General features: G+C 72.1%; 17 protein-coding genes and 1 pseudogene. 5 read left to right on the forward strand and 13 right to left on the reverse strand.

Annotated elements, in window-relative coordinates:
- Window positions 1-353 precede the first annotated feature (353 nt).
- Window positions 354-527 (reverse strand): hypothetical protein, encoded by a 174-nt coding sequence (locus IEZ04_RS32675; protein ID WP_189220613.1) that lies wholly within the window; start codon window positions 525-527, stop codon window positions 354-356.
- Here IEZ04_RS32675 and IEZ04_RS32680 point away from each other — a divergent pair.
- The gene (locus IEZ04_RS32680; RefSeq protein ID WP_229821433.1) at window positions 526-996 is read left to right on the forward strand and encodes a DUF308 domain-containing protein; all 471 of its coding nucleotides are present in this window, start codon (window positions 526-528) and stop codon (window positions 994-996) included. The two genes, IEZ04_RS32675 and IEZ04_RS32680, sit on opposite strands and share 2 nt — an antisense overlap.
- A gap of 528 nt (window positions 997-1,524) precedes the next feature.
- Here IEZ04_RS32680 and IEZ04_RS32685 read toward each other — a convergent pair.
- Window positions 1,525-2,466 (reverse strand): SDR family oxidoreductase, encoded by a 942-nt coding sequence (locus IEZ04_RS32685; RefSeq protein WP_189220614.1) that lies wholly within the window; start codon window positions 2,464-2,466, stop codon window positions 1,525-1,527.
- Window positions 2,467-2,639: 173 nt separating this feature from the next.
- Between IEZ04_RS32685 and IEZ04_RS32690 the strand changes: the two genes are divergently transcribed.
- Entirely contained in the window at window positions 2,640-3,482 is an 843-nt protein-coding gene (locus IEZ04_RS32690) for a helix-turn-helix transcriptional regulator (RefSeq protein ID WP_189220615.1), read from the forward strand.
- A 5-nt stretch (window positions 3,483-3,487) separates the two neighbouring features.
- Here the strand turns inward: IEZ04_RS32690 and IEZ04_RS32695 are convergent, their stop codons facing one another.
- Together IEZ04_RS32695 and IEZ04_RS32700 are read right to left on the reverse strand one after the other, a co-directional pair.
- Window positions 3,488-4,363, reverse strand: a complete 876-nt coding sequence (locus tag IEZ04_RS32695; protein WP_189220616.1) for an esterase/lipase family protein — start codon at window positions 4,361-4,363, stop codon at window positions 3,488-3,490.
- 429 nt (window positions 4,364-4,792) lie between these two features.
- The gene (locus IEZ04_RS32700) at window positions 4,793-5,731 is read right to left on the reverse strand and encodes a GlxA family transcriptional regulator (protein ID WP_229821434.1); all 939 of its coding nucleotides are present in this window, start codon (window positions 5,729-5,731) and stop codon (window positions 4,793-4,795) included.
- A 160-nt stretch (window positions 5,732-5,891) separates the two neighbouring features.
- Here IEZ04_RS32700 and IEZ04_RS32705 point away from each other — a divergent pair, with 160 nt between their 5' ends.
- Window positions 5,892-6,290: a cupin domain-containing protein gene (locus tag IEZ04_RS32705; RefSeq protein WP_189220618.1), complete on the forward strand. Its 399-nt coding sequence runs from the start codon at window positions 5,892-5,894 to the stop codon at window positions 6,288-6,290.
- A gap of 157 nt (window positions 6,291-6,447) precedes the next feature.
- Here IEZ04_RS32705 and rox read toward each other — a convergent pair whose 3' ends face one another.
- The 5 genes from rox to IEZ04_RS32730 form a co-directional block, all read right to left on the reverse strand.
- Entirely contained in the window at window positions 6,448-7,872 is a 1,425-nt protein-coding gene (gene rox, locus IEZ04_RS32710) for a rifampin monooxygenase (RefSeq protein WP_189220619.1), read from the reverse strand.
- 193 nt (window positions 7,873-8,065) lie between these two features.
- Window positions 8,066-8,899 (reverse strand): carbohydrate ABC transporter permease, encoded by an 834-nt coding sequence (locus IEZ04_RS32715; protein WP_189220620.1) that lies wholly within the window; start codon window positions 8,897-8,899, stop codon window positions 8,066-8,068.
- A 79-nt stretch (window positions 8,900-8,978) separates the two neighbouring features.
- Entirely contained in the window at window positions 8,979-9,911 is a 933-nt protein-coding gene (locus tag IEZ04_RS32720; RefSeq protein WP_189220621.1) for a carbohydrate ABC transporter permease, read from the reverse strand.
- Complete coding sequence (locus IEZ04_RS32725) at window positions 9,908-11,173, reverse strand: ABC transporter substrate-binding protein (RefSeq protein WP_189220622.1); 1,266 nt, start codon at window positions 11,171-11,173, stop codon at window positions 9,908-9,910. The genes IEZ04_RS32720 and IEZ04_RS32725 overlap by 4 nt, the downstream gene beginning before the upstream one ends.
- Window positions 11,174-11,268: 95 nt before the next feature.
- Window positions 11,269-12,156: an alpha/beta fold hydrolase gene (locus IEZ04_RS32730; RefSeq protein ID WP_189220623.1), complete on the reverse strand. Its 888-nt coding sequence runs from the start codon at window positions 12,154-12,156 to the stop codon at window positions 11,269-11,271.
- A gap of 201 nt (window positions 12,157-12,357) precedes the next feature.
- Between IEZ04_RS32730 and IEZ04_RS32735 the strand changes: the two are divergent.
- Window positions 12,358-12,444, forward strand: a pseudogene (locus IEZ04_RS32735) (helix-turn-helix domain-containing protein); the annotation flags it as partial.
- Window positions 12,445-12,492: 48 nt separating this feature from the next.
- Here the strand turns inward: IEZ04_RS32735 and IEZ04_RS32740 are convergent.
- The 4 genes from IEZ04_RS32740 to IEZ04_RS32755 all read right to left on the reverse strand — a co-directional run bounded on the left by IEZ04_RS32740 (window position 12,493) and on the right by IEZ04_RS32755 (window position 16,963).
- Entirely contained in the window at window positions 12,493-13,236 is a 744-nt protein-coding gene (locus tag IEZ04_RS32740) for a polysaccharide deacetylase family protein (RefSeq protein ID WP_189220624.1), read from the reverse strand.
- 220 nt (window positions 13,237-13,456) lie between these two features.
- A complete protein-coding gene (locus tag IEZ04_RS32745; protein WP_229821435.1) occupies window positions 13,457-14,593 on the reverse strand; it encodes a DUF418 domain-containing protein in 1,137 nt (378 codons plus the stop codon).
- A gap of 25 nt (window positions 14,594-14,618) precedes the next feature.
- Window positions 14,619-15,854 (reverse strand): 4-hydroxythreonine-4-phosphate dehydrogenase PdxA, encoded by a 1,236-nt coding sequence (locus IEZ04_RS32750; protein ID WP_189220625.1) that lies wholly within the window; start codon window positions 15,852-15,854, stop codon window positions 14,619-14,621.
- Window positions 15,851-16,963, reverse strand: a complete 1,113-nt coding sequence (locus tag IEZ04_RS32755) for a tripartite tricarboxylate transporter permease (RefSeq protein ID WP_229821437.1) — start codon at window positions 16,961-16,963, stop codon at window positions 15,851-15,853. The genes IEZ04_RS32750 and IEZ04_RS32755 overlap by 4 nt, the downstream gene beginning before the upstream one ends.
- Between IEZ04_RS32755 and IEZ04_RS35435 the strand changes: the two genes are divergently transcribed.
- Window positions 16,883-17,182 (forward strand): hypothetical protein, encoded by a 300-nt coding sequence (locus IEZ04_RS35435; RefSeq protein ID WP_229821438.1) that lies wholly within the window; start codon window positions 16,883-16,885, stop codon window positions 17,180-17,182. The two genes, IEZ04_RS32755 and IEZ04_RS35435, sit on opposite strands and share 81 nt — an antisense overlap.
- The last annotated feature ends 50 nt before the right edge of the window (window positions 17,183-17,232 follow it).

Consider the following 17,232-nt stretch of genomic DNA (forward strand, 5'->3'; position numbering starts at 1 on the left):
TTCCGCAGCCTACCGAGCACTGATCGAGCCTCCTGCCGTCCCCCTCGCCGAACCCGTCATGGCCCGGAATCCACGTACACCCGCGTATCCGGCCGACGGGCAACACACTTGATCATTTTCTCAGGCCGCGACGGTTCGTTGGCGGGATACGCGGGTTCAGCGCCGGGGCACCGCCGGGCCGGGAGGCTCCGCGGCCGGTCGTCGTCCCCGGGCGTCGCGGGAACACGTGGCCGAGTGCCGCACCGTGGGGGCGGGCGACGCACCGGTGTCGCCCGTCGACGTGGCGCCCTGGCCGGTTCCCGCCCTTGACCCGCCGAGACGGTTCGCGGAGATCCCGCGCGCCAGACGTCCCGTCAGTCGAGCGGTTGCCGGATCACGGCCCGGCAGCCGCGCAGGAAGGAGGCGGCCGCGGCCCCGGCCTCGCCGAGGTGACCGGCGACCATGGCGCCGTCGCGCAGCACCATCAGGTCGTCGGCGACGGCGGACTGCGACGGCAGCCGGAGCGGCGCGACGAGCTGCTCGAACATGCCCCTCCACCTGTTCGCCACCGCATCGGACCTCGGCCCGATCGCCGTGACCCTGCTCGTGCCGAACCCCCTCTCCGACGTGGCCGCAGCCGTCACCGACGCCCGGACGTCCCGGGCGGGCGGCCGGGTTCCGGGCCTGTACGCGAACATCGTGATCAGCTCACTCGCCGCCGTCGCCCTGGCCTACGCCGCCTCGTCCGGCGTCCCGGCGGCCCTGCGCGTCTGGGGCGCCTGGGCCATCGCCTCCGGCCTCGTCCAGCTCGTCGTCGGTGTCGGCCGCCGGAAGCTGGGCGGCCAGTGGGCGATGATCGTGAGCGGTGCCCTCTCGGTGCTCGCGGGAACGTCCTTCTGCCTGCAGGCATCGACGGACGGCGCCTCGCTCACCGGCCTCGCCGGGTACGCCACCCTCGGCGGCGTGTTCTTCCTCGTCTCCGCGCTGCGCCTGGGCCGTACGGCCAGGAAGAACTGACACCGCGACCGCCACGGCGCGGCCCGGGCGGCGGCACACGTCGCTGCCCCGGGTGCGGCGTGCCACGGTGTCCGGCCGGAAGGCGGGCAGGACCGGGCCGCGCCCGCCGGAGCGCGAGGCGTACGCGCGACTGCCGGACAAGCTCGCGGAGCTCTGCCCCGCGCCCGCCCCGGCGGGACGGACGGCTGCGAGCAGCGCGATCCGGAGCCGGCCGGCGAGGTCTCGGCGCGATCGCGGCGACGGCCAAGGGCGGCCTGGGCAAGCTGGGCGAGCGCCCGTGTGACGAGGGGCGGCGGCCGGGCGAGCCGTGGCGGGCCCCGCCCCGGCCCGTCCGGCGGCCTGACCTGCGCGTGCGGCGGCTTCACGGACGTCGGGCACCCGGACCCGGCCGGCAGGCCGCCCCGGCGCCCCCGCGGGTTCCGGACCGGTGGCCCCGGGCCCGGTCACGTCCGTGGGGCCGTCGCGCCCGACGCGGCACGCGCGGCCGGCGCGCCCGACGCGGCACGCGCGGCCGGCGCGCCCGCCGCGCTACCCCCGGGACGGCACCTTCACCAGCTCTTCGGAGACCTCCCAGACGCGCCGGGCCTCGTCGGCGCTGCGCAACCGGCTGTACAGCTTCTGCTCCCCGGGAGCGCCGCCCATGTGCCCGGGGCCGGTGGGCCCGTAGAACCCGCCGCGCCTGGCGTCGGGGGAGGTGGCGGCGTAGAGGGCGGGCAGCTGCGCGGTCCGGACCGTGCCGGCGAGGATGCCGCGCGCCGACAGGGCACGGATCATGCGCACACCCATGGTGTCCCTCTCGCGGTTGATCTCGGGACGGGCGGCGAGCAGGTTCGTCGGGGCGATCCCGGGATGGGACAGGTTGCTCGTGATGCCCCAGCCGCCCGCTTGACTGCGCCGGTCGAGCTCGAGACCGAAGAGCCCGAACGCGATCTTCGACTGGCTGTAGGCGCGCATGCCGTCGTACGACCGCTCCCAGTTCAGGTCGTCCCAGTTGATGGCGTTGCTGTTCGCCGCGACGCTGATCTGCGAGGTGACCCGCGCGCGGCCGGCGCGCAGGAGCGGCAGCAGGCGGGTGACGAGGGCGAAGTGGCCGAGGTGGTTGGTGCCGAACTGCAGCTCGAACCCGTCGGCGGTCGTCTGCCGGCCGGGCGGAGTCATGACCCCCGCGTTGTTGACGAGGAGGTGGATGGGCCGGTCCTCGCCCAGCAGGGTCTCGCAGAGCGCCGCCACGGAGGCGAGCGAGCTCAGGTCGAGTGCGCGCAGTGACACGTCGGCGTCGGGTACCTGCCGACGGATCCCGGCGAGGGCCGTCTCCCCCTTGCGCGGGTTGCGGACCGGCATGAGGACCTCCGCGCCCGCGGCGGCGAGGCGCGTCGCGATGCCCAGCCCTATGCCGTCGCTCGCTCCGGTGACGACGGCACGCCTGCCGGACAGGTCGGGAACGGAGATGTCGATGGTTCCGCGTGGCATGTGTTCACTCCCAGAAGGTGTCGTTGGCTCCACAGTGGCGGGGACGGCGGGAGTTGTTCAGGACCTGTCGGTCCACTGATGCGCGGGACGAGGCCGCGAAGGGGGGATCAGCGAGCCGTGGTTACGCGCGTGTGCGGGCGATACAAAGGAGGCAGCGCCGAGGGAGGAGACGTATGGAGATCGACCGGACCGGACTGGCGGCATTTCTGCGGCGCCGCCGGGAACTGCTGCAGCCCGAGGACGTCGGCCTCCCGCGCGGACGGCGCCGCAGGACCCGCGGGCTGCGCCGCGAGGAGGTCGCCGCGCTCTGTCACATGTCGACCGACTACTACGCCCGGCTGGAGCGGGAGCGCGGCCCCCAGCCGTCCGAGCAGATGATCGCCTCGATCGCCCAGGGCCTGCATCTCTCCCTCGCCGAGCGTGACCACCTGTTCCGTCTCGCCGGACACAACCCGCCCGACCGGCGCGCGGCCGGCGAGCACATCAACCCCGGCCTGCTCCGCATCCTCGACCGCCTGGGCGACACCCCCGCCGAGATCGTCACCGAACTCGGGGAGACGCTGCGCCAGAGCCCGCTCGGTGTCGCGCTCACCGGCGACACGACCCGGTACACCGGTCCGGCGCGCAGCATCGGCTACCGCTGGTTCACCGATCCCGCCAGCCGCGGGCTGTACGCGCGCGCGGACCACCCGTTGCTCTCGCGGATGTTCGCATCCGGCCTGCGTGAGATCGCCACGCTACGGGGCGTCGGCAGCCGGGCAGCTCACTACGCCGACCTCCTCCTCGCGCAGAGCGACGAGTTCCGGACCCTCTGGGACGAACACGAAGTCGGCATCCGCCCCCATCAGATGAAACGCTTCGTCCACCCCGAGATCGGCGAGCTGGAGCTCAACTGCCAGACCCTGCTCGACCCCGACCAGTCGCACTGGCTGCTCGTCTACACCGCCGCCCCGGGCACCGAGAGCCACGAGAAACTGCAGCTCCTGTCCGCGATCGGCACGCAGACGCTCCGCTGACCGCGCTAGGTGAGAGCCGAGGCACAGGTGGTGGGGGTGGCGTGGGCCGGATCGAGGATGTTGCGGATCTCGTGATGGGCGATGCGGTCGGTGATGCCGAGGGTCTCGTGGATGGCGAGGTCGGTGGGGCAGAGGTCCTGGACGAGGAGGTTTCGGACGTTCGGGCCGTCGAGGAAGGACGACCAGTAGGGGGTGACGGCCTGGTCGTAGCGGGTGGCGATGACGGTGTAGTGGACTCCGGGGACGGTCTCGCGGCCGTGGTTGAGGCCGGTGAGGAAGGCGGATCCGGCGTACTGCTGGGGGACGGCGGGGAAGAGGTGCGCCTGCACGCCGTCCAGGCCGGTGGCGCGTACGAGGTTGACCTCGCCGTTGCGGGTGGTGCCGTGGTTGGGCGGGGCGATGCCGATGAACTCGCGGACCTCGTCGGCGCCGCCGAGGTGCCGGAGGTAGTAACGGGGCATCAGCCCGCCCTGGGAGTGGCCGACGATGTCGACCTCGCGGGCGCCGGTCGCGACCCGGACCCGGTCCACGTAGTCCTCGAGCTGGCGGGCGGACTCCTCGATCGGCCCCAGGCCGTGCACCAGGGGCAGGCCGATCTGGCCGTAGTCGAGGGCGAAGACGCAGTAGCCGTGCCGTACCAGGTCGGGGCCGAGGACCGGCCAGTTGGCGATCGAGTTCGCGAAGGTGCCGTGGACCAGGACGACCGGCCGCGGATGGGCGGCGGAGGGCCGGCAGGTGAAGTCGTTGAAACCGCGGCTCGGGGCCACGGGCGGGGCGGCGTGGGCCGCGCCCGTGAGGGACGCGCCGGCCAGCACGCTCGTGGCGAGCAGCGTGCGCAGAACACGCAGAGCAGTGGATGTTCTCCGGCGGGCGGCGGCCATCGGAACTCCTCACGGCGGCGACGGAAAGGGGGGCGGGCTGTGCTTCGCGTCAGATGCTTGCCGTCCGGCGGCGACCGGTGCGGCAGCGGCTGCATCCGCATCAACGGCGTACGGGGGCCGTCGGTCACTGGGCGGCGCCGAAACGGCCGCGGCTCGGCCGACGCACCGCCGCCACGCGGTGTGCCCGGACCTCGCCACCGGATGCCCGGCCCGCCGGTGGTGGCGGCCGGTTCGCGTGAGTGGAGGGATCGTTCGCCGGCCAGGACGTCGAAGCAGCGGCCGGTCAGAAGCATCGAGAGGACGCACTCGCTGCACCGGACACCTCGGACAACCGGGCGAACATCACGCCGTGGGCCGGCGACCGTCCCCCTGTCCCGCGACGACGGCTCGGACCAGGTCTCCGTTCACCCGCAGGCCCGTGCGCGGGCGTCAGTTCGCCCGCGGTCCGAACCGGCGCCTGTACTCCAGGGGACCGAGCCCGGTCTCACGACGCATCAGTGTGCGCAGGTTGGCGGCGGTGCCGAGTCCGGTGCGTCGCGCCACCACGTCGAAACGTGACTCGCCCCGTTCGATCAGCCGGCAGGCCAGCGCGACCCGTTCCCCCGTGAGCCACGCCAGCGGTGTCGTGCCCAGCTGCGCCCGGAAGCGGCGGTGCAGTGTCGCCGGACTGACCGCCGCCCGTGCCGCGAGAGCCGGCACGGTGAGGACCGAGTCCAGCCGTTCCTGGGCCCAGGCCAGGACGGGCGCCAAGGACTCGTCCGGCAGGTCGGGCACGGGCCGCTCGATGAACTGCCGCTGCCCGCCGTCGCGGTGGGCGGCGAAGACCAGCCGCCGGCTCACGGCGCCCGCGATCTCCGCACCGTGGTCGCGGCGGACGATGTGCAGCCCGAGGTCGAGCGCGGCCGCGCTGCCCGCGGCGGTGAGGATGTCACCGTCGTCCACGAACAGCACGTCCGCTTCCAGCCGCACGGCCGGGCAACGGTGACGGAAGGAGTCCGCCCACTGCCAGTGCGCGGTGGCCCGGCGCCCGTCGAGGACGCCTGCCTCGGCCAGGGTGAACGCGCCACTGCAGAGACCGACCAGGCGCGCGCCGCGGGCGTGGGCACGCCGGACGGCATCGAGCACGGCAGGGCGGCGGGGTACCTCGACGTCGGGCCGGTTGGGGACGATCAAGGTGTCGGCCGAGTCGGCCGCTTCGAGATCCGCGACTCCCGTGAGCGTGAAGAACCCGTCCCGCATCGGTGTGCGGGGCTCGGGCGAACAGAGCTCGAAGTCGTAGAGGTCACGGCCGATCTCGGGCCTCCGCAGACCGAAGATCTCGCTCGCGCAACCGAGTTCGAACGGGTTGGAGTTCTCATCCACGATCACGACGACACGGTGCGGGCCGGCTGCACGAACCGTGTGCACTGCTTCGACACCTCCAACTGCCCGGTCCGCGTGGACGGTGTGGACTGCGTGCGAGGATCCTTGCGCCATATGCGATTTCTAGCACTCACGCCGACCGCGCGGCAGAAGGAACGATGAGCCCGTGAGCAACGAACCCATTGCCCTCGACAGGGCCCTGGCCTCCTTCGACGCCATGTGGAGCCCTCGCATCGTCACGCGCGTCAACGACTACGACGTCCGCGTCGCCAAGGCGGAGGGCGAACACCTCTGGCACGTCCATGAGAACACCGACGAGTTCTTCCTCGTGCTCGACGGCGAACTGCACATCTCACTCCGTGAGCCCGCGGGGGAGCGCACGGTCGTGCTCGCCCGGGGCGCGGTCTTCACCGTCCCCCGGGGTACGGAGCACAAGCCGTACGCCCCGTCCGGTGCCGCCTTCCTCATGTTCGAGCCCACCGGAACGGCCACGGTGGGGGATCGCCACGACGAGATCCCGGCCCACGTGGACGCGACGACAGGGCACGCACTCCGCCCTGCATGACGTCATGGGGGCACTGGCCAACATCCGACCGGACCGGCCTGTGCCCCGGAGCCGGGCCTCGCCCGCTGACCGGACCGCGAGCGGCGGTCCCTTCCGCCGCGCTGCCGGCCATGACGGATCTCGTTCCGCCCGGGCGGAACGGGTACGCCTCCGAGGTCTACGCGGCGGCCCCGAACCACATCGGCAGCCGGTCGAGCAGCTCCTGCTGGTCCTCGCCGACCCAGGCCACGTGGCCGTCCGGCCGCAGCAGCGCCGCGGGCACGGGCAGTTCCTCGCCGACGTCGACGACGTGGTCGACCCGGTCCGCCCAGCCCGCTGCCGAGAGCCGGCCGGTCCGGTCGAGCAGCAGTCCGCGGCCGCGGTGCATCAGCCCGTACAGGCGCCCCCTCTTCAGCTCCACGTCGCGCATCCGCCGGCCGAGCAGTTCATGTCCCTCGCCGAAGTCGTAGCGGATGCCGATCGCGATGATCTTCTCGATCAGGTACCGGTTGACTTCCTCGAAGTCCGCCAGTTCCGACACCAGCCGGCGCACCGCCCGGGCGCCCGGCTCGGTGGACATCAGTTCCATCTGTGCGCGGGTGTTGTCCAGTACGTCGGCGGCCACCGGGTGCCGTTCGGTGTGGTAGCTGTCCAGCAGCCCCTCCGGCGCCCGGCCGCCGATCTCGGCGGCCAGTTTCCAGCCGAGGTTGAACGCGTCCTGGATGCCGAGGTTGAGCCCCTGTCCGCCGACCGGCGGGTGGATGTGCGCCGCGTCGCCGGCCAGCAGCACACGGCCGGTCCGGTAGCGCTCGGCCTGCCGGGTGGCGTCGCCGAAGCGGGAGAGCCAGCGTGGGGAGTGCACGCCGAAGTCGGTACCGGCGACCACCCGCAGCTCCCGCCTGAACTCCTCCAGCGTCGGCGGGACCGTGCGGTCCCGGGTCACCCCCTGGGCTGGCACGACGACACGGTACGCCCCGTCCTCGAGGGGCCCGAGGCCGAACCGCAACTGGGTCCTGCGGACTTCGGCCACCACGGCGGCCACGGTCTCCGGCGGATCGGCCACCTCCATCTCGCCCAGCAGCGTCTCGGTCCTGGTGGGCTCGCCGGGGAAGCCGACGCCGAGCAGCTTGCGCACCGTGCTGCGGCCACCGTCGCAGCCGACGAGGTAGCGCGAACGCAACGACGTGCCGTCGCCCAGCTCGGCGGTCACCCCGTGCGCGTCCTGGCTCAGCCCGACCAGTTCGCTGCCGCGCCGGATCCCGGCGCCGAGTTCGGCGGCGCGCTCGGCCAGCAGACGGTCGGTGACGGGCTGCGGGATACCGAGGACGTACCCGTGTGCGGTGTCCAACTGCTCGGGAGACGGCTTGCCGAGGCCGGCGAAGAAACCGCCGACCGGATACTTCTTGCCGTGCGCGAGAAAGCGCTCCAGCAGACCGCGCTGGTCGAGCACCTCGATGCTGCGCACGTGCAGACCGAGCGCACGAACGTACGGGACCGGTTCCGCCTCCCTCTCCAGCACGACCACACGCACGCCGTGCAGCCGCAGCTCGCAGGCCAGCATCATGCCGGTCGGCCCGCCGCCGACCACGATGACATCGATCATGAGAACTTCCCCCTCGCTCACCTGACGAGCTCCCGTCCGGCCGGCCGCCACGCGCGGTCGCACAGCACGCACACGTGTCTTCGGGCACCCGGCTTCGGGCGACGATTCTGCGCCACGGACCGGGCCTTGCGGCAAGGCCCCCCTCGCGCTATAAGTTGAAAGTGGCAAGGAGTGGGTGACTTCCTCCGCCGTCTCAGTCGATCCCCGAGCGTTCCACGCCGGCCACGATCCACCGCTGGAAAGCCAGGAACAGGGCCAGCAGCGGCAGGATCGACACGGCCGCCGCGACGAACAGCTCGTGCAGCCGGACGACCTGGGACGTGGTGAACGACGACAGCGCGACCTGCACCGTCCACGCGTTCCGGTCCTGACCGATCACCAGCGGCCAGAGGAACGAGTTCCACGCGCCGATGAAGACGATCGTGCCGACGGCCGCGAACACGGGCCGCGCGTTGGGGACGACGACGAGCCAGTACGTCCGCCAGTACCCGAGCCCGTCCACGGCCGCCGCGTCCTCCAGCTCCCGCGGGAACCCGAGGAAGTACTGGCGGAAGACGAAGCAGGCGAACGCCGAGAAGAGAGTGGGGACGATCAGTCCCCGCAGGGTGGAGATCCAGCCCAGCGACGACACCAGCACGAAGCTGGGCACGAAGGTGACGGCGGCCGGGACCGTCAGGGTGCCGAGGACGCCGTAGAACACCTTGTCGGCGTGCCGGTAGGGGATGCGGGCGAGGCCGTAGCCGGCGAGGGAGGCCGGCAGGACCGTGCCGAGGGTGGTGGCGACGGCGATCAGCGCGGAGTTGAGCAGGGAGCGGGCGAAGGGGACGGAGCCGTCCCGGAAGAGCTCCGTGACGTTCGACCAGCGCACCTCCGTGGGGAAGAAGGTCCACTCGGGCGAGGTGATGTCCCGCTCGCTCGCCGAACCGTTGCGGACCAGCAGGTAGAACGGGATCAGGAAGAGCAGGGAGAGGGCGGTCAGCAGGACCAGCCGCAGGGCTCGTCCCGCTCGTACCAGCGCGTCGTCCATACCCGTCCTCCGCTCCCTCGTCGTGGCCGTTCGCATGCTGCCCGTCCCGGCGTCCTGCTCGCTCGTCGTCACTCCTGGCTCACTCGTCCTTCGCGCCGAGCCGGAACCAGCGGGCCTGCCCGACCGTCACCACCGCGATGACCAGGGCCAGGACGACCGCGCCCGCGCTGCCCACGCCGAGGTTCTGCCCCTGCCCGAGGGCGGTGTAGTAGAGGTACACGAGCGGCGGGCGGGCGTAGGGCGGGTAACCGCGGGCGTCCGACAGGAGGTTGTAGAACTCGTCGAAGGCCTGGAAGGCGTTGATGACGAGGAGCAGGACGACCGCCACCGACGTGGCCCGCAGCTGGGGCAGCGTGATGTGCCGCAGCACCGGCCAGCCGGGCCGGGCCCCGTCCACGGCCGCCGCCTCGTACAGCACAGGGTCGATCCGCTGGAGTCCCGCCAGGAAGAGGACCATGTAGAAGCCGACCTGGAGCCAGAGCCGTACGGTCACGATCACCAGCCAGTACCAGGGCGGGTCGGTGGTGGACAGCCAGGCGACGGGCTCGGCACCGAACCAGTCGAGCACCGTGTTGGCCAGACCGAACCGCACCCCGTTGAAGACCGACATCTTCCAGATCAGTGCGGCGACGACGTACGAGCAGGCGACCGGCAGGAAGAAGACCGACCGGAAGAAAGCCTGTGCCCGCCGGACGCGGTTCACCATCAGGGCGAGGGCCAGCGAGAGGACGTAGGTGGTGGGCACGATGAAGGCGGTGAAGACGAGGAAGGTCCACAGACTGTCGGTGAACGCGTCGTCCCGCAGCACCTGGACGTAGTTGTCCAGGCCCACGAAGTCCGTCGGTGCCACTGTGTTGCGCGCGTCGAAGAAGCTCAGCGCCAGGCTCCACAGCAGTGGCACGTAGGTAAACAGTGCGAGCCCGCACGCGAAGGGCCCGACGAAGACCCAGAACCACAGGGTCCGCCGACGGACCGTGCCCGCCGTACCGGACGCACCGGTCGTGCCGGTCACGGCTTCTTCTTCGCGTTCTTCACACGGTCGAGCTCGGACGACACCTTCCGTACGACCGTCCGCAGCTCGCCCTCCGGGTGCGCACCGTCCTTGATGATCCTGTTGAGCGCGTCCTGGTAGAGCGTCCGGATCGCAGGTGTCCACAACAGCGGCTGTGCGTGGCCGTGCTCGGTGGCGAAGCGCACGGCGTCGGCGGCCGCGCCGGTCTTCAGCCTGTCCGCCTTCTCCGCGAGGGAGAGACGGGCGGGGATGTGGAAACCGTAGGAGAGTGCGAAGTCCTCCTGGTAGTCGGTGCGTTCGACCCACAGCCACTTCACGTACGCCTTGGCCGCCTCCTGGTGTGCGCTGCGGGCGCTGACGACCGCCCCGTACGCGCCCACGGGCACCGCAGGGCGGCCGGACGTCCCGTCCGCGGGGAAGGGCAGGACGCCGAAGTCGTCGCCGAGCTCCTTCTGCACCTGGGGCAGCGCCCACAGCCCGGACCACTGCATCGCGGTCAGGCCCTGGAGGAGGGCGGACGGATCCGGCCAGTCGGCGGGCGCGCCGAGGAGGAGCGACTTGTCGGCGTACAGCCGGTGGAGTTTGGCGAGGGTGCGGGCGGCGACCGGGTCGTCGAAGCCGACCTCGCCGCCGGCGGTGACCAGTTCGAGTCCGGCCGCGTGCAGCGGGGTTCCGCCGAGTACGCCCGCGCCGCCGTCGTTGCCGAGGAAGAGTCCCTTGACCTTGCTGTCGGTCAGCTCCTTCGCCGCGTCGACGAGTTCGTCGAGGGTGGCCGGCGGCCGCACGCCGGCGTCCTCCAGCAGGCTCTTGCGGTAGTACAGCATCTGCATGTCGATGACCTGCGGGACGCCCCAGACCCTCCCGTCGTACGTCTTCGGGGCGAGTACCGCCGGGTTGAAGTCGTGCTTCACCCCGTCCAGCAGGTCGGTGAGGTCGACGACCTGGCCGCCCTGGATCTGGTCGAGATCGGGGCTGCCCTCGAAGACGTCCGGACCCGCGTCGGTGAGCAGGGCGGCGGCGGTCTGCTGGTCGTAGTTGCCCGGCCGCCACTGCACGCTCACGTCCGCCTCGCCGTAGGCGGCGGCGTACCGCTTCACCGCCTGCTCGGTGCCCGCCTCGCCGTACTGGTGGTACCAGTGCGACAGCGCCGGCCCCGCACCCCCGCCGCCGTCACCGCGTCCGGTGGCGGATCCGCAGGCGGCCGACAGCCCGGCACAGGCTCCCGCTCCCGCGGCGAACAACGCCCTGCGCTTCATCGCCATGGTGTTCCCTCACCTCTCCACCCGCATGTCGCCCTGCGCGTAGTCCAACGGTCCATCCTGCGCCGGAAACACGGAACAGGCGTTGCGGTGATGTGTCACGGGCTCCGGGGATCCAGGTCGAGGACCTGCCCGAGGAAGGTGCGCATCGCGTCGGCGACCGTGTCGAGGTGGCTCTCGAGGAGGAAGTGCCCTCCGCCCGGCACCAGCTGGATCCGGGCGTCCTTCAGGTCCTTCGCGAAGGCCCGGGCTCCGTCGGGACCGAAGATCCTGTCTTCCGCGCCCCAGATGGCCAGCAGGGGTACCTGGGTGGCGCGGAAGTACTCGTGGAGCTGAGGGTAGAGGGGTGGGTTGGTGGCGTAGTCACGGAACAGGTCGAGCTGGATCCGGTCGAGGCCGGGGCGTGAGATCTCCCGGTGATCAGTGGCCCAGGTGTCCGGGTCGATCAGCTCCGGCTCGGCGACGCCGTGCAGGTACTGCCACCGCATGGCCTCCTCGCTCAGCGCCTCACGCAGGGCTGCTTCCGTGGACGGGTCCGGCGACTGGGCGTACGCCCAGATCGGCGCCCAGAAGTCGGGCACGAACCCCTCGTCGTAGGCATTGCCGTTCTGCGTGACGAGGGCGGTGACGGCGTGCGGGTGTCGCAGTGCGAGACGCCACCCTATGGGAGCACCGTAGTCCTGTACGTAGAGCGCGTACCGCTCCAGTCCCAGTGTGGCGAGGAGCCCTTCGGTCACCTCGGTGAGAGCGTCGAAAGTGTAGGCGAACTCGTCGGCCGGCGGGGTGGCGGACTGTCCGAACCCCAGGTGATCGGGGGCGATGACATGGAACCGGTCCGCCAGCGCGGGGATCAGATGCCGGAACATGCGGGAGCTGGTGGGGTATCCGTGCAGCAGGACGACGGCGGGAGCATCGGCGGGGCCGGCTTCCCGGTAGAACACGCGGTGTCCGCGTACGGAGGTGTAGCGGTGCCGCACCTCGGCCATGGTTGTCCCCTTGAGTGTTTTCGGGTGGTTGTCGTAGTCGTCAGTAGACTCCCCGATGTGTAACCTGTCAAGTGCGGTTCAAGGGTTAGGGATGGCGGTCGGCCGTCGGCGGCAGGCCCACGCCGACCGGGCAGCCGCCAAAGGGCTGACCATTTCCCTGTCGCCTCCGGCACTGTGGTGCCGGCCCGGTTCGGCCGCGCGCTGGGCGTCTCCCGTACCCGGCTGTCGCACCACCTGGCGTGCCTGCGTGACTGCGGGCTGGTCGTCACCGTGTCCGGCGGCCGCCGACCGCCGTCGAGGAGGGCCGCGACGCCTGGCGGCGCAGGCACTCGCGGTTCAGTCCGCGGCCGGTGGGGGACGGTCCGGGGGCGTGAGAAGGGTGCGCAGGTCGATGGCGCGGTAACCCCGGGCGGCGGTCGCGTCGAGGATGCGTGGCAGGGCCTGGGCGTCGATCACCTCGGTGCGGCCTTCGGAGGCGCCGACGTGCATCTGCAGGATCGCCCCCGGGCGCAGGGCGTCCAGGGCCCTGCGCACCGCGCGGTCCACGCTCATGCCGCCCTCGGTGCCCATCCACCCGTTGGTGTCGGTGGTGAACTCGATGTCCGCGAATCCCAGCCGGTTGACCTCCTCGATGTGGGCGGGGCTGGTCTCGCTGTAGGGGAAGCGGAAGAACGGGGTCAGGGCCCTCCCGGCACCGGCCGCGCGCAGGGCCCGGTCCGCGGCCCGGACCTCGTGGCGTCTCGCGGCCGCGCTCACGTCGGCGAAGCGGGGGTGGCTGTGGGAGTGGTTGCCCAGTCCGTGTCCCACGGCCGTGATCGCCCGCACCGTTTCGGGGAGCCGGTCGGCGAAGTCGCCGGTGAGGAAGAACGTGGCGGGCGCGCGTCGGCGGGCGAGCTCGGTGAGGACGTGTTCCAGTCCCGCGTCGTTCCAGGCCGCGTTGAAGGTCACCGCGATCACCCTCTCGCGGGTACGGATCACACGGTTCTCCGAGCCGAACAGCGCCCGCAGGCCCTCGCCGTCCACGGTCGGGAGCGGGATTCCGGCGATCGTCCACCGGGCGGCGAGCAGTCCGGCAGCCATTCCGAACCGGCGGCGCGACAGGTGACGGCGGGGCGTGACAGGACGTGTTCCCATACCGTCGCCATCGGCCGGCCGGTGTCGGCGCTTGAGCTCGTACGACGGCGTCGTCCGCGCGCCGCGTACACGCTGTGCCGCCGTACGCCCCGGTGTCCTCCAGCGCCACTGGAACCACCGCGATGCCTAGGCCGGTGCCCGATCCCCTCCTGCTGTCCCCCTGAGCTCAAGGTCTGCGGGCCAGGGTCGCCGTACGCAGCAGCCACTCGGCCGGACCGTACCGGTAACGCGCCGTCAGCCAGGCGCTGAGGGCGAGTTGACCCGCGTACAGGACGAGGCACCCGGCGAGCACGGCCGCCGCCCCGTGGTGGCCGTACCGGGCGAGGCCGTGGCCGGTGAAGACGAGGGCGAGGATCAGGGACTGGCCGAGATAGTTGGTCAGGGCCGTGCGTCCGGCCGGGGCCAGGGCCCGGCCCACCCGGCGGCCGGGTCCCGTGCGCAGCAGGAGCAGCAGCCCGCACACGTACGCGGCGGACAGCGCCGGGGCGGTGAGGACGCCGACGGCCGACCCCACGTGGTACCAGCGGGCGTCCAGCGGGCCGTTGCGGCAGACGGCCATGACGATGCCGCCGGCCAGACCCACCGGCAGGCAGCGGGTGACGGTCCTGACCAGCGTCGCCCGGTGCCGCCCGGTGTCGGCGAGCAGCCCGCGCCGTCCGGCGACGAGCCCGGCCAGGAAGGCGGCGAGCATGCCGGCGCCGTAGACGACGCTCCACATCAACGAGGCACGCAGTTCCCGCAGATGGGCCCCGATGACCGTGCCCGAGTCACCCCGGTAGGCGGTGGTCCACGGCTCCAGCGCGGCCTCGACCTCGCTCCGGCTCGGCGGCTCGGCGACGGCGAGGGTGAGCGCGCCGTAGGCCAGCAGGCAGACGACGGTGAGGACGACGAGCCCGGCGGCGGCCTGCAGCAGTCTGCGCGGAGCGATGTCCTGCACCGCGAACAGGGCGAGGCCCAGCACCGCGTACGACATCAGTACGTCCCCGGGGAAGAGCAGTGTCCCGTGGGCGAGGCCGAGCGCGAACAGGCAGCCGAGGCGGCGCAGGTGCCGGGACACGAAGGGGTGCCCGGCACGATCGGCGGACTGTCGCTGGAGGACGAAGCTGTAGCCGAACAGGAACGAGAACAGCAGGTGGAACTTCCCGGCGGCCAGGGCGGTGATCAGCCACTCCACACCCTCGTCGACCGGGCTGGGGACCGGTTCGCCGCCGCCCGCTCCGACGTGCGGTCCGGCGATCAGCAGGGCGTTGACCGCCAGGATGCCGGACAGCGCGAACCCGCGCAGCACGTCGACCTCGTGCACCCGGGCCGTCCGTGACGGGTCCGCGTCATCGGGGTCGTCGGGTCGTGCGTGCGCTCGGCGCAGGGCACGCCCGGGCGACGGCGACGAGCTGCTCACAAGGGGCCTCCGGAACCACGGGAACCACGGCGCGGACCGCCGACGGACTCACCACCTCACCACGTGCCCCTCCCGGCAACAACTCACCCCGGCAGGGGGGAACGGGCGCTGGGCCGGGGGCGCTGTCCCCCCGGCCCTGCGCCCGTGTGCCGTACGGTGTCAGACCGCCGCCGCGCGACTGGCCCCCGATGCGGACCGCCAGGTCGTAGGCGTTCTGCACCGAGCCCGTGTTGGCCTTGGCCTGGCCCACGATCTCGAAGGCGGTGCCGTGGGCCGGGGTGCAGATCGGCACCGGGAGGCCGCCGGCCATGGTGACGCCGCCGTCGAAGCAGATCAGCTTCATCGCGATCTGGCCCTGGTCGTGGTACATCGTCAGGATGCCGTCGAAGTCGCCGGCGCGGGCCCGCAGGAAGATGGTGTCCGAGGGGAACGGTCCCGTGAAGTCCGGCCCCCGCGCCGTCAGGTCGCCGACGGCAGGGGTGATGACGTCCAGCTCGTGGCGGCCGAACTTGCCGTTCTCCCCGGCGTGCGGGTTGAGCGCGCAGACGCCGATGCGGGGCGCCTCGACGCCGGACTCGCGCAGCACCTGGTGCAGCAGCTCACCGGCCTCGACCACGTTCTCCCGGGTGATGCCCGCGTCCACCTCGGCGATGGAGACGTGCGAGGTGACCCGGGCGGTCCACAGGCCGGGCAGGATGTTCAGCTCGGAGGTGAAGGCGTCGACGCCCAGCACCTTCTCGAACCAGCGCAGTTCGTCGTTCTCCGTCATCCCGGCCAGGTGCAGCGAGGTCTTGTTGAGCGGCGCGAACAGGATGGCGTGCACCTCGCCCCGGCCCGCCATGTCCAGCGCGGTACGGAGGTTGGCGAGGGCCCAGCGGCCGCCGGCCTCGGTGGCGGTGCGCCGCTCGAACTCCCCGGCGGGGCGGTGCGCGCTGTTGTCGTGCAGCAGCGGGACGCCCGGGGTGTACTCGGTGGCGTATTCGACGGTCAGGCCCGCGTCGTCACCGGCGCTCTTCAGTTCGGCCTCGTCGGAGATCAGCACGATGTCCGCGGCGGCGGTGTTCCCGGGGACGGACAGCAGCTTGGCGATCAGCTCGGGGCCGGTGCCGGCGGGGTCGCCGAGGGTGACCGCGACGCGGGGACGGCGGGAGGTGGTGGTGCTCATGACTGCCTTTCCTGGGCGGATGCGGTGGAGGAGGGGTGCCGTGACGGTTGGCGGGGCACGGGCTCGTCGGACGGGGGTGGGGTGTTGTCGCCGGGCGGGGCGTCATCGGGGGTGGCGCCGTCGTCGGCCGGTGTGGTGCCGGGCGCGGGGGAGCCGGGGTCCGGGGTGCCCGTACCGGGGCCTCCCGTGCCGGAACCGGGGGTATCCGGCGCCGCGTCCCGGTCGCGGCGCAGGGCCTTGACGGCCACCGGACCCGCGACCAGGACGGCGGCGAGCACCAGGATGACGATGGCGGCCGGGCTGGCGAGGACGGTCGGCAGGACCGTGCCCTCGCCGAGCGCGGACGTCTGCACCAGCGCCTTCTCGAACAGCGGGCCGATGACCAGGCCGAGGACCAGCGGCGCGACGGGGAGGTTCAGCCGCTTCATGGCGTAGCCGACCAGACCGATGACGATCACGATCCACACGCTCAGCATGCTGTTCTTGACCGAGTAGGCCCCGACCAGGCTGGTCACGATGATCAGCGGGTACATGATCGCGTACCGCACGCGCAGCAGCTGCGCGAGGACCGGCGCGAGGGGCAGGTTCAGCGCCGGCAGGATGAAGATGCCGATGAAGAACGAGGCGAGCAGGCCCCATACCAGCGTGGGCTGGTTCTCGAACAGCAGCGGGCCGGGCTGGATGCCGTAGATGAGGGAGGCGCCGAGCAGTACGGCGGTGGTGGCGCCGCCGGGCACGCCGAGCACCAGGGTGGGCACGAAGTTGGCGTTGGAGGCGGAGTTGGTGGCCGCGTCCGGGGCGACGACGCCCTCGATCGCGCCGGTGCCCAGCTTGTGCCGGTTCTTCGAGAAGCGCTTCTCCGCGCCGTACGCCATGAAGGACGCCAGCGTCGTACCGGCGCCGGGCAGGCAGCCGAGGAGGAAGCCGACGACGGTGCCGCGGACGGTCGCCGGAGCGGCCCGCTTCAGGTCCTCCTTCTTCAGCAGCAGGTCGCGGAAGCGGGCCCGGATGGGCTCGGCCATGCCGGTGTGCAGCTGGTTGAGCAGCTCGCCGATGGCGAAGAGGCCGATCATCACCTCGACGTAGGGGAAGCCGCCGAACAGGTCGATCTGGCCGAAGGTGTAGCGCGGGGTGCCGCTGCCGACGTCGACGCCGATGCAGGCGATATCGAGGCGACGACGGCGCGGCTGTCGGACCCGGCCCCGGTCTTCGCGGGCGGCCGCGGCTGCCGGGCCTGCTTCCTCACCACGGCGCCGACGGGGCTGCGGGTGGAACTGGTGCAGCCCCGGGAGCCCGGCACGGCGGCGGAGGCGCTCCGGTACCGGTGACGGGGGTGCCGGGGCGTAGAGCGGGCGTCCTGCTGTCGAGGACGCCCCCG

It is taken from the genome of Streptomyces ruber, from assembly GCF_014648075.1.
Classification (GTDB): Bacteria; Actinomycetota; Actinomycetes; order Streptomycetales; family Streptomycetaceae; genus Streptomyces; species Streptomyces ruber.

Coding starts and splice junctions, on each gene's coding strand:
- IEZ04_RS32680 (WP_229821433.1), top strand. CDS start 526: ATGCCCCTCCACCTGTTCGCCACCGCATCGGACCTCGGCCCGATCGCC.
- IEZ04_RS32675 (WP_189220613.1), bottom strand. CDS start 527: ATGTTCGAGCAGCTCGTCGCGCCGCTCCGGCTGCCGTCGCAGTCCGCC.
- IEZ04_RS32685 (WP_189220614.1), bottom strand. CDS start 2,466: ATGCCACGCGGAACCATCGACATCTCCGTTCCCGACCTGTCCGGCAGG.
- IEZ04_RS32690 (WP_189220615.1), top strand. CDS start 2,640: ATGGAGATCGACCGGACCGGACTGGCGGCATTTCTGCGGCGCCGCCGG.
- IEZ04_RS32695 (WP_189220616.1), bottom strand. CDS start 4,363: ATGGCCGCCGCCCGCCGGAGAACATCCACTGCTCTGCGTGTTCTGCGC.
- rox (WP_189220619.1), bottom strand. CDS start 7,872: ATGATCGATGTCATCGTGGTCGGCGGCGGGCCGACCGGCATGATGCTG.
- IEZ04_RS32715 (WP_189220620.1), bottom strand. CDS start 8,899: ATGGACGACGCGCTGGTACGAGCGGGACGAGCCCTGCGGCTGGTCCTG.
- IEZ04_RS32725 (WP_189220622.1), bottom strand. CDS start 11,173: ATGGCGATGAAGCGCAGGGCGTTGTTCGCCGCGGGAGCGGGAGCCTGT.
- IEZ04_RS32730 (WP_189220623.1), bottom strand. CDS start 12,156: ATGGCCGAGGTGCGGCACCGCTACACCTCCGTACGCGGACACCGCGTG.
- IEZ04_RS32740 (WP_189220624.1), bottom strand. CDS start 13,236: ATGGCTGCCGGACTGCTCGCCGCCCGGTGGACGATCGCCGGAATCCCG.
- IEZ04_RS32750 (WP_189220625.1), bottom strand. CDS start 15,854: ATGAGCACCACCACCTCCCGCCGTCCCCGCGTCGCGGTCACCCTCGGC.